Here is an 11,389-nt window from a genome sequence, read left to right on the forward strand (position 1 = left end):
CCTTTACAACCCGTTCAACTGTCTATACACTATAAAACGTAATGATTACGAATTGAATTAATAGAAAGCACTTGACCGATCTGCTTGTAGAAAGGATGACACATACATGAAAAAGAAACTATTTTTAGCTTCAGCCCTTCTTGTTGGGCCCGCATTGTTAGGTGGGTGCAGTGAGGAAGAAGTCGCCCAAACATCTGAAATAGACGAAGACAAATTAACCATTTACGCAAGTGTTTTCCCGTTGGAGGACTTTGCAAAAAAAATCGGTGGGGATTACGTAGATGTGAGACCTATGATGCCAAATGGTGGAGACGCTCATACTTATGAACCAACGCCTAAAGAGATGACTGAGTTTGCAGAGGCAGACTTCATTCTTTACAACGGCATGCAATTAGAAGGATTTATTGAACCCGTTAAAGACGCCCTCGCTAATCAAGATGTTGAGCTAGTAGCTGTTGGCGACTTTGTTCTGGAGAACGTGCCTGAGGATGAGTATGTTTTTATTGAAGAAGATGAAAATGAAGGCGAGGAATCTTCCGTTAGTCTAGACCCCCATATTTGGATTGACCCTATGAACGCCAAGGACATGGCAGAAGTTGTTTTAGAGCAGCTAAAACAAGCAAAGCCTGAAGCAGCAGATGACTTCACGAAAAACTTCGAGGCAATGGCAGACGATTTCGATACCCTGGATACTGCGTTTCAAGAGGCAATCGATGCCGCTCCAAATAAAACCATCGTGGTGGCACATGCCGCTTACGGATATTGGGAAAAAGCATATGGACTTGAGCAAGTAGCTATAAACGGCTTCTCCACGATAGAAGAACCATCCCAACAAGAATTGACGAACATTGTGCAATTAATTGAATCTGAAGGAATTCCATTCATTATCTTTGAACAAAACGTCTCTTCGCGCATTACAGAAATCATTCAAGATGAAGTCGGCGTGGAGGACTTAATGCTTCATAACATGGCTACTGTTACGGATGAAGATCGTAAAAATGGTGCTGATTATTTTAGTATTATGCAGCAGAATGTGCAGACGTTAGAGAAGGCTTTGAATTACTAGAAGATGATGAACAGCCCCTTACCGTTTGGCGAGGGGCTACTTTTTATGGGTCCTAAGTCACGATGGTATACTTTCGTCTGAAAGTATGTACTCAATCGTAGTTGAACCGGCAGCCTATTGATGTAAACTTTTTATTGGCTAGTAGACAGCTTCATGATGGTTTCTCCCCCACAGGTTTCTCCCATTTACCAATAAATATAAAGTCCCAAGCCAACTGCTAATATCACCACTAAGGCAACGTACATAAGCGTTAGGCGGGTTACATTCCCCTTCGTTTCAGAACGATAATTTTCATCACCTTTCCCACCTAAAGCGAGCGTTCCGATTAAGCCAGCGACCATAATTAGTATGACGATGATGAATGCGATTTCCACTTCTTTCACCTCAAATAGTAAAGGAACTGGTACGACCCGATTCATGTCGAAAAATCTTCATGTATTTACTACGAAACCTCTCGCAGACAGTCGACAAAAAGTGACAATTTCCGGGTGGTACCAGTTCCTGTGTTTATGACCAGGGTGAGGACGGCTTCGCGTTCTTATTTTGCGTACAAAGGAAACTTCGCTGTGAGCGCGAGTACTTCTTCTTTCACTTCAGCGAGTACCGCTTCGTTTTCATGATTCGTTAATGCCTTTGTAATGAGGCGAGCGATTTCATCCATTTCTGCTTCACCAAATCCGCGTGATGTGACGGCTGCTGTACCGATGCGAACACCACTTGTCACAAACGGGCTCTCTGGATCAAATGGGATTGTATTTTTGTTGACGGTAATTGCTACTTCGTCGAGTACTTTTTCTGCCACTTTGCCTGTGAGATTGTGTTTGCGTAGATCCACAAGTAACAAGTGGTTGTCTGTTCCGCCCGATACAATGTCGAAGCCTTCCTTAATGAACGTTTCTCCAAGTCGTTTTGCATTTGCGACAACTTGCTGGGAGTACTCTTTGAAAGCCGGCTGCAATGCTTCTCCGAATGCGACCGCTTTCGCTGAGATGACGTGCATGAGCGGACCACCTTGCAAGCCTGGGAAAATCGATTTATCTATCTTCTTCGCAAATTCTTCCTTGCAAAGGATCATACCTCCACGAGGGCCGCGCAATGTTTTGTGCGTCGTCGTTGTCACAAAGTCTGCATATGGCACTGGATTTTGATGGAGACCTGTAGCTACAAGTCCAGCAATGTGCGCCATGTCGACCATAAAATACGCGCCTACTTCATCGGCAATCTCACGGAACTTCGCAAAGTCAATTGCACGTGGATAAGCACTCGCACCCGCTACAATGAGCTTCGGCTTCGTTTCCAATGCTTTTTGACGAACATCTTCGTAGTCGATATGTTGTGTTTCTTTGTCTACACCGTATTCGACAAAGTTGTATTGAATTCCACTGAAGTTAACAGGGCTTCCGTGTGTTAAATGTCCACCGTGAGACAAGTTCATCCCGAGGACAGTATCGCCTTGCTCTAGTACGGTGAAGTACACGGCCATGTTTGCTTGAGCACCTGAGTGTGGCTGCACGTTGGCATGCTCAGCTTGGAACAGTTCCTTCGCACGATCTCTAGCTAAGTCTTCCACCACGTCGACGTGTTCGCAACCACCGTAGTAGCGACGATTTGGGTAACCTTCTGCATATTTGTTCGTTAACACGGAGCCTTGCGCTTCCATGACAGCCTCAGATACAAAGTTTTCAGAAGCAATTAACTCAATGTTTTGCTCCTGGCGTTCTTTTTCATTTTGAATGGCTGCAAATACTTGTTTATCTTGTGCTTGTAAGTGTTTCATCCTCTGTCCCCCTCGCGATTATCCGTTCCATCTTGTTCCAACCTTATTGTATCAGAACCGTACGATTGTGGAAACGATCTGCAAGCGTTTTCTCTTATGATGGCCAGACACCCACGCTGCTAAAGTGTTATCACAATGAATTTATTTCCACTGTGTCAAAAAAGTCTTCTCCCAGTATCCCCATGGAAATGTCGCCATAAGAGCCGTTAGGGGCAGATATCCGCGGTCGGGAGAATATATCCGCGGTCAGGGGCAGATATCCGCGATCGGGGGCAGATATCCGCGGTCGGGAGCTGATATCCGCGGTCAGGGGCTGATATCCGCGGTCGGGAGAATATATCCGCGGTTGGGGGCAGATATCCGCGGTCAGGAGAATATATCCGCGATCAGGGGCTGATATCCGCGATCAGGAGAATATATCCGCGGTCAGGGGCAGATATCCGCGGTCGGGAGAATATATCCGCGGTCAGGGGCTGATATCCGCGATCGGGGGCAGATATCCGCGGTTGGGGGCAGATATCCGCGGTCGGGAGAATATATCCGCGGTCAGGGGCAGATATCCGCGGTCGGGGGAACCGAAAAAAACGCATCCAACTATCTGGACACGTTTCTTTCTTCACTCGGTATTCAGCCTATTTCTTGACCTTCTCGTTTACGCGCTTTTTCCTTTTTAATCTGTTTACTTCTTAATTGCCCGCATGCAGCATCAATATCTGTTCCATGCTCTGTCCGAACGCCGCAGTTAATCCCTTTGTCCATTAACGTTTCATAAAACTTTAAGATCGCTTTCTTCTCGCTTCTTTCGTAGTCATTATCTCCGACAGGATTATACGGAATTAGATTCACGTACGATAGGTGACGTTTGTTACTGAGTAGTTTTGCGAGCTGCTGGGCTTCTTCGACGTGATCGTTTACATCCTTCAACAGAATGTATTCAAACGTGATGCGGCGGTTGGTCTTTTCTAGGTAGTAGTCGACAGCCTTCATTAATTTTTCAACCGGGTAAGCTCGGTTGATTTTCATAATGCGTGTTCTAAGCTCATCATTCGGCGCGTGCAACGATACGGCTAGGTTTACTTGCAGGTTTGTATCGGCGAATTCATAAATCTTATCTACCAGGCCACTTGTCGATACCGTAATGTGTCTCGCCCCGATGCCTAGTCCAGTTTGTGAATTCACCACATAGAGGAAGTCCATTAGATTATCGTAGTTATCAAAAGGCTCGCCAATTCCCATCACAACGATGTGGCTCACTCTTTCATCTTTTCCGACTTCATCTAAATGCAGTTGAATTTTCATAATTTGCTCCACAATTTCTCCACTAGACAAATCCCGATGCTTTCTCAAGACACCACTGGCACAAAAGCTGCAGCCGATGTTACAGCCTACTTGCGTCGTGACACACACAGATAATCCGTAATTAAAGCGCATTAATACGGTTTCAATTACGTTGCCATCTTGTAATTTGAATAGGAATTTAATCGTTCCATCCTTTGATTCTTGCTTAATCTCTTCCTGCAAAGTTTGTATAACAAAGTGATCCTCTAGTAGCTGAATACACTCTTTGCTCACGTTGAGCATTTCAGAGAAGTTCGTTACGCGCTTTTTATATAACCAATCCCAGACTTGAGTTGCCCGGAATTTTTTCTGTCCGTGGTCCACAAGCCATGATGTCAGCTGTTCTAAAGTCAATCCATATATTGAGTCCTTCATTTATTACCCTCATTTCAAAACTTTTCAATCTCACTTAATCCTACTGAAAATGTGTGAATGTAGCAACCTGTTTGACATGGTATATAATTGTATCTATTTTTCGATCAAATTCATAGTAAGCATTGATTTTGACAACTTCAACTAGGTACTGTATCTTATGAAAGAGTTTCCCGACTAAATTTATAGGAATTATCATATAGTCTTAGAAAACTATTTCCTTCTACGCTTGGGAACACTATTCATAAATAAGGGAGGTTATGTTTCGTGAAACCGATTTGGAGAGGTTATATCAACGCATCGCTTATTGTCAAAATTACCGTCGCTTTAGTTCTCGGCATTATCGTTGGTATTATTTTTGGCCAAGAAGCCTCTGTATTATCACCATTTGGGGATCTTTTAATTCGTTTACTTAAGTTTCTCATTATCCCGCTCATTTTATTTACCTTAATCGTCGGCGTCAATCATACTAAGATAGGTAACTTAGGGCGCATGGGTGGAAAGGTATTTTTGTATTATTTGCTAACGTCCGCACTCGCGATTGTCGTCGGATTAGCGGTTGCTAGCTTCTTTGATCCTGGTACTGGAATGAGTCTTGACACTGAAGAAGCATTCGAAGTACCTGATAACCCAGGTGTTACGAGTGTTCTATTAAGCATCGTACCGGATAATATTGTGACAGCTTTCAGTGAACTGAATCTGTTAGGAATTATTTTTACAGCACTCGCTTTCGGGATTGCTATATCTTTATTGAGATCATCTAAAGAACACGCTGAATTAGGTCAACATCTATACAAAGTGGTTGACGCATTAAACGAAGCCACATTAGCTATTATGAAGGTCATCCTACAATACGTTCCGATCGGGATCTTTGCGATGATCGCGACAACTGTCGGTAACCAAGGAATGGATACTTTACTGTCATTAGGTGACATGATCCTCGTTCTCTATGTGGCTTTATTCGTACAGGTCGGCGTCTACATCGTCTTCATGCTGTTATCTAAAGTGAACATTGGCCAGTTTTTTGTACAGGCACGCACACCAATGATAACTGCCTTTGTCACACAAAGTAGCTCGGGGACATTGCCACTTACGTTGAACGCTGCAAAAAACCTAGGTCTATCAAAAAGCTTATATGGGTTTAGCCTACCACTAGGTGCCACAGTCAACATGGATGGGGCAGCTATTCGTATTGCTGTATCAGCTGTTTTTGCGGCCAACCTTGTGGGAGATCCTTTGAGCTTTGCAGACATGTTGGTTGTCGTTTTAGTAGGAACACTCGCTTCCGTCGGTACAGCAGGGGTTCCAGGAGCAGGCATCATTATGATCGCCACCGTTTTTGCACAGCTCGGTCTGCCTATGGAAGCAGTGGGCTTACTGGTCGCTATTGATGCTATCGTTGGAATGGGTTGTACGGCCCTAAATGTTACCGGTGATTTGGTGGGTACGTCCATCATTAATAAAACTGAAAAGCAACAAGATAACTACACCCTTTCAAACGAGTAACACATATCCGGTGTCAGACCCCCACTGCAGTAATACCTTAACACTTTAACGTAATGGGGGTCTGACACCGCTAAGTGCTTCTACTACGACAGGTTGGCGTCGACCCCTCTTGACCGCTATCCCAACCACAAACAACAACGACGTACACCCAAACACGATGACCATCCAACGGAAACCGATCGTATCTAGGAACAATCCAGTTAACAGCATGAAGATCTGAAACAAAATGTTCTCGACCATACCACGGATAGAAAAGAAACGACCGTGTAGTGATTCAGGAACTTCAGTTTGGAAAATGGTCGTGACAATCGGAAACAGTGTCCCCATTGCAAGACCGAACAGAGCGAACGTCACAAACGGCATAAGTGGCTCTCCGGCAAAATACAATGATAGATGGCTGATCGAACCAATTAAAGTGATCACCAATAACGGACGAATACTCTTTACGTTGCTAAAGAAGCGTCTAGCAAAGTACGATCCGATAAAGACCGAAATCCCTTCAACTGTATAGAGCATCCCTTTAATTTCAGGGTTATTTTGCAGCTCACTTATTTCAATTACCATTAAGTTAAAGCCAGCAAGAAAGAAAAAGGCAGGAACGACAAGGAGAAGTCCATTAACGACCATCGGCTTTTCTTTGAGCGTCGGTAACAGTAACCGGAACGTCTGCACGAACGATTCTTTCTCTTGGCTGTTCCTCGGCTTCGGTTCATCCCCTTCAATTTTCAAGAAACACGTGGCGACAAACAACATCGCATAGGTCAAAAACGTCACAAAATACAACGAAAAAATAGTCATACTCACTAGAAGTAATCCACCTAACGCCGTACCAATTATTCTGGCAGCAGTGAAGATGTTCATGTGAATGCCGTTCGCTGTGAGCAGCTGTTTTTTCGGAACGATCATCGGAATGACTGTCTGCATCGCTGGGTTAGCGAATGTCACGGTAATCCCAATCGTTAACGTGTACACAACCATCCACGCTACAGAGTTTTGCCAAATGGCCACGAACATAAAAAGGACCGCCATACACCGCGTAAAGCTTGTAATCACGAGCACCTTTTTCTTTTGAGAACGATCTATGAGGCGTCCTGCCATCGGTGCGAGAAATACTCCGACAACAAAGCCCGCTAACAAAATGAGTGCCTGTAAAAATGAGGACTCTACATTCCTTTGTAAAAACTCTAAATTTCCGATGATCCCTACCCACAAACCAATACTTGAGATGGCAACACCTGCAATAATAATTAAAAAGTTCCGATTCCATAAAGCCATCCGTGGTTCCTCCCTCTAACGGTGTCAGACCCCCATTGTAGTAAAGCATTAACGCAGTGGGGGTCTGACACCCTTAACTAACTTAACTTCGAGACACGAAATAATCTTTTTTATTATACAGGATTTTACACCGAACGGAACTCTTTCTCAAAAAATATTTCCACCCAAAAAAAACCCTTTACTCGTTCTAGAGTAAAGGGTGAAAAGATTGCTCTCTAGCGGTGTCAGACCCCCACCACGGTGATACTTTAACGTAGTGGGGGTCTGACACCCACTGTGTAGACTGCTCGCTCGCCACCTATCAGTTTCGGGCGCGTTTTTGCAAAGGTAACATGTGCGTGACCTACTGTGTTCACCTGCATGCGAACGGGTACGGCAACCGGTCGCAAATGCATACCGATTAGTGTGTCGCCCACGTCTAGTCCCGCATGTGCTTGAATCCGTTCTACGACAACTGGATCCTTCAAATGCGTGTAGGCATAGGTTGCCATCGCCCCACCCGCTTTGCGAACAGGAATGACGGATACTTCTTCAAGTGTGTACCGCTCCATTGTCTCCCGCTCCACGACTAATGCTCTGTTAAGATGCTCACAACATTGAAAGGCCGCATGCACACCCTTTTGTTGGCAAATTTGGGCAATTGGCGTATACAGAGCTGCAGCAATTTCCTCAGTTCCTGCTGTTCCGATACGTTCTCCTGCTACTTCACTCGTACTACACCCAATGACTAGCAGTTGCCCTGTTTTTAATACGGCTTCCTCAAAGAACGCTTCCACAATCTCCGTCCAAGTTGATTGGAGAGAGTAGATCATTGCCCGCTCTCCTCTATTTCCGTTAGCTTTTTAAGACGTTTGGCGTGGCGTCCCCCCTCATAGTCTGATTGCAACCACGTTTGGGCGATTTCCCGCGCTAGTCCCGGACCAATGACACGTTCTCCCATTGCCAACACGTTGCTATCGTTATGAGCACGCGTCATTTTCGCTGAAAATACGTCATGTACGAGTGCACAGCGGATTCCTTTTACTTTGTTAGCTGATATGCTCATCCCAATTCCTGTTCCACAAATCAAAATCCCTCGATCAAATTCACCGGATGCTACCTTTTGTGCTACCGGTAAAGCGTAATCTGGGTAATCAACAGATGTTTCACAGTCGCATCCAAAATCCTCATAAGGAATGTTTAACTCTTCTAGTAAAGAACGAATCTCTTCGCGGATGTTGATACCACCATGATCCGATGCAATAGCGACTTTCATCGTCATCGCCTCCCTTTCTTATGTAGCTATAGTTTGGCACAATTCTTTCCGTTTATAAAGCAATGATTAGTTTGAACAAAACCGCACTTTTGAAATCGAGAAAAAGAGCACCTCTCCGCATCTTGCAGAAAGGTACTCCCCCACTTACCGATTCAGTTGATCAATCGTTTCCTTCAACTGAGCGGCCTGTGCTTGAAGCTCCTGGGCTAACTCTTCAACAGCTCTCATTACTGCTGTTTGCTCTTCCGTTGCTGAGGCAACTTGTTGTGCTCCAGCAGAAGTCTGTTCAGCGATCGCCGCCACTTCTTGTGATTGCGACGATGTTTTTTGGATTTGTGTCATTTGTTCGTCAACGAGTGTCGAGATCATTTCCACTGCACCCGCTACGTCGTTCACGGATTTTGTCATCGCTTCCATTGCAGAGTTCGTTTCTTCCCCTTTTTTCGCTTCACTTTGGGCAGAAGACACTTGCTCTGTAATATGTGCAACGACTTGCTTCACTTCTCTTTGGATATTTTGTACAAGTCCTGAGATTCCTTTCACAGCTTTAGCACTCTCGTCCGCGAGCTGGCGAACCTCTTCTGCCACCACCGCGAACCCTTTCCCATGCTCGCCGGCACGTGCTGCTTCAATGGAGGCGTTTAAGGCAAGCAAATTCGTTTGCTCGGCAATATCCCCGACCATTGAAATAATTTGCTCAACCTTTCTTGCATGCTCTTCAAGCTGATGTACAGATTGCAAAGAAACTTCATGCTCCTTCGCCAAAACGGAAATCCCTTCAACTAGTGAAGAAATAACTCCACGACTCTTGCCGAGCTCCTCCACCATTCCTTGTGAAACCTCTTTTGTTGATTTCGCCTGGTGAAGTACCTCTCCAGCAATGCGTGTCACTTCTTCTACAGAAGCTACCGTCGTCTGTACAGCTGTAGCCGAGTTTTCCGCTCCTGCTGAAATTTGTGCGATCGTTTCACTAATTGCTACCGACTGTTGTGCCGCTTTTTGTGACTCATCAGTCATCGCCAGCACTTTTTCGTTCGTATGTTGAAAGTTTGTCTCCACGTGCAAAATCATTGTACCGATGTTTGTCATCATTTTTTGTAGAGAAGCGCCTAGTGCACGAATCTCGTCATCAGTTTTTCCGATATCAATGACTTGGTCTAAATCACCCGCAGCCGCTTTCTCTGCAGCGTCCTGTAAACGATACAATCTTCTCACAATAAAACCGGCAAAGAAATACGCTAAAATACCCGACCAAATAACCCCTAAAACAAGCGTACCTATCGTGAATAAAGTTTCTCCAACAAACGAATCTACATAATTAAATACGAAATACAAAAATAGTGCAGAAATAGAATACGTGATAAAAGAAAGTCCTAGTGTCATCCACACGAACTTTTTACGCACGCCAGAACGAAACGCTTTCTTTTTCTCTTTTGCCATCCGGATTCCTCCTCCAAAGCTCCCTAAGCCTTGTCGAGTTTAACCGCTAGCTTTTGAAGTAATCTTTCCAGTTCAGCAAAGGTTTGCCGATACGTATCTATAGAACCCCCGTAAGGATCTGATACGCTCCCCGCTTCACCGACTGCCCCCTTTAAAGTATAGAGCTTATCGGACATATGAGGATAGTGTGCCTGCAATAGTGCGACATGGTCTGCTGTCATGCCAATTACGTGAGTTGCCCAGACCATGTCCTCCTCGCTCAATGCTTTTGACACATGCGAAGCCGGAATGCCAGCTTCCCCTAAAACAACGACCGCATGTTCAGCGGCAGGTGCACCGTCCATCGCAAACAGCCCACGTGACCTTACCTCATACCCATTAGTTACATGTTGAAAGATTTTCTCTGCCATTGGACTTCGACAAGTGTTACCGGTACATACAAATACGATTCGTTTCATCGTCCATGCCTCCTTACTAGTTACCCGTTCCATGTTTTCATGCTCGCGCGACGCGAGTGGGACCAGTGTTGCAACACGACGTCGCGACTTTAGCTTGGTTTCTCTAGTATACGGATATTTAGCACGATTCTAAAACAGAAGCCACTGGACATAGACACATTTTCCTACGACTTCTTTATCGACCAAACCTATTGAAAACTTTATGTATTTGAAAAAAAAGTAATCGGATATACAAAAAGAAGCTATACCCCTTACACTCACGGTATAACTCCATCCTATTTGCTATGTATTTACTAAGGCAGTATCAGCTTCAACCCAAACGCAAATAAAATACTCCCGCCCAATGCCTCACCATAAGAGCCTAGGAAACCTTGTACACGTTTTCCGACGAGTAAGCCTGCCCATGTTAACAATGTGGCAGCTATTCCAAAGCAGACAATCGTTAGAACCGTTTTGGCTCCATAAATACCGAGCGTTAGCCCCACGGAAAAACTGTCTAAACTGACGCTAAAGGCATAGACAATGAGGCCAAAGCCAATCGGCTGTATGAGCGAGTCTTCTCCCTTTCGAAAGCTAGCAATAAACATTTGGATCCCAAGAATAATGAGTAACCCTCCACCGGCATATGTTGCCACCGTACCGAATGTATCAGACAAAAAGCGCCCTGTCACCATACCTCCGAGCGGCATAATCACGTGAAATAAGCCGACCACAATCCCAATTTTCAAAATCTGTCGTCCACGCAAAGGGAACATTCCCATTCCCAACCCAACTGAAAAGGCGTCCATCCCAAGCGCAAACGCCATAACGGATAGCATTAAAATTTCTTGTAGCCACTCTGACATACGAGTTCCCTCCTTGGACGTGCCTATAGCAACATATGCATGTCCAAAGGGAATTAG

The 11,389-nt window shown here is 44.8% G+C and carries 11 protein-coding genes and 1 pseudogene; 2 read left to right on the forward strand and 10 right to left on the reverse strand.

The window, feature by feature from the left end:
* Positions 1-106 precede the first annotated feature (106 nt).
* On the forward strand, positions 107-1,066 hold the full coding sequence (locus HHK01_RS14045) for a metal ABC transporter solute-binding protein, Zn/Mn family (protein WP_170008356.1): 960 nt from the start codon (positions 107-109) through the stop codon (positions 1,064-1,066).
* A 185-nt stretch (positions 1,067-1,251) separates the two neighbouring features.
* Here the strand turns inward: HHK01_RS14045 and HHK01_RS14050 are convergent, their stop codons facing one another.
* The 3 genes from HHK01_RS14050 to rlmN form a co-directional block, all read right to left on the reverse strand.
* Positions 1,252-1,485 carry a hypothetical protein gene (locus tag HHK01_RS14050; protein ID WP_170008357.1) on the reverse strand — a complete coding sequence of 78 codons (234 nt, stop codon included), beginning with the start codon at positions 1,483-1,485 and terminating at the stop codon, positions 1,252-1,254.
* A 119-nt stretch (positions 1,486-1,604) separates the two neighbouring features.
* Positions 1,605-2,843 carry a serine hydroxymethyltransferase gene (gene glyA / locus HHK01_RS14055; RefSeq protein WP_170008358.1) on the reverse strand — a complete coding sequence of 413 codons (1,239 nt, stop codon included), beginning with the start codon at positions 2,841-2,843 and terminating at the stop codon, positions 1,605-1,607.
* Between the two features lie 627 nt (positions 2,844-3,470).
* On the reverse strand, positions 3,471-4,556 hold the full coding sequence (gene rlmN / locus HHK01_RS14060; protein WP_170008359.1) for a dual-specificity RNA methyltransferase RlmN: 1,086 nt from the start codon (positions 4,554-4,556) through the stop codon (positions 3,471-3,473).
* A 264-nt stretch (positions 4,557-4,820) separates the two neighbouring features.
* Between rlmN and HHK01_RS14065 the strand changes: the two genes are divergently transcribed.
* Positions 4,821-6,059: a dicarboxylate/amino acid:cation symporter gene (locus HHK01_RS14065; protein WP_170008360.1), complete on the forward strand. Its 1,239-nt coding sequence runs from the start codon at positions 4,821-4,823 to the stop codon at positions 6,057-6,059.
* A gap of 45 nt (positions 6,060-6,104) precedes the next feature.
* Here the strand turns inward: HHK01_RS14065 and HHK01_RS14070 are convergent, their stop codons facing one another.
* The 7 genes and pseudogenes from HHK01_RS14070 to HHK01_RS14095 form a co-directional block, all read right to left on the reverse strand.
* Entirely contained in the window at positions 6,105-7,334 is a 1,230-nt protein-coding gene (locus tag HHK01_RS14070; protein ID WP_170008361.1) for an MFS transporter, read from the reverse strand.
* A 248-nt stretch (positions 7,335-7,582) separates the two neighbouring features.
* Positions 7,583-8,146 (reverse strand): TIGR01440 family protein, encoded by a 564-nt coding sequence (locus HHK01_RS14075; RefSeq protein WP_170008362.1) that lies wholly within the window; start codon positions 8,144-8,146, stop codon positions 7,583-7,585.
* Positions 8,143-8,589, reverse strand: coding sequence for a ribose 5-phosphate isomerase B (gene rpiB / locus HHK01_RS14080; RefSeq protein WP_170008363.1), 447 nt, complete (start codon positions 8,587-8,589; stop codon positions 8,143-8,145). Before rpiB ends, HHK01_RS14075 begins: the two co-directional genes overlap by 4 nt.
* Before the next feature lie 144 nt (positions 8,590-8,733).
* Complete coding sequence (locus tag HHK01_RS14085; protein WP_407646964.1) at positions 8,734-9,681, reverse strand: methyl-accepting chemotaxis protein; 948 nt, start codon at positions 9,679-9,681, stop codon at positions 8,734-8,736.
* Positions 9,679-10,029, reverse strand: a pseudogene (locus HHK01_RS15980) (HAMP domain-containing protein); the annotation flags it as partial. The gene HHK01_RS14085 and the pseudogene HHK01_RS15980, both read right to left, overlap by 3 nt.
* Before the next feature lie 23 nt (positions 10,030-10,052).
* Positions 10,053-10,487 carry a low molecular weight protein arginine phosphatase gene (locus tag HHK01_RS14090; RefSeq protein WP_170008365.1) on the reverse strand — a complete coding sequence of 145 codons (435 nt, stop codon included), beginning with the start codon at positions 10,485-10,487 and terminating at the stop codon, positions 10,053-10,055.
* Positions 10,488-10,780: 293 nt separating this feature from the next.
* Positions 10,781-11,332 (reverse strand): manganese efflux pump MntP, encoded by a 552-nt coding sequence (locus tag HHK01_RS14095; protein ID WP_170008366.1) that lies wholly within the window; start codon positions 11,330-11,332, stop codon positions 10,781-10,783.
* Positions 11,333-11,389: the final 57 nt, after the last annotated feature.

The sequence above is a fragment of the Bacillus fonticola genome, assembly GCF_012955605.1.
Taxonomy (GTDB): Bacteria; Bacillota; Bacilli; order Bacillales; family JC228; genus Bacillus_CG; species Bacillus_CG fonticola.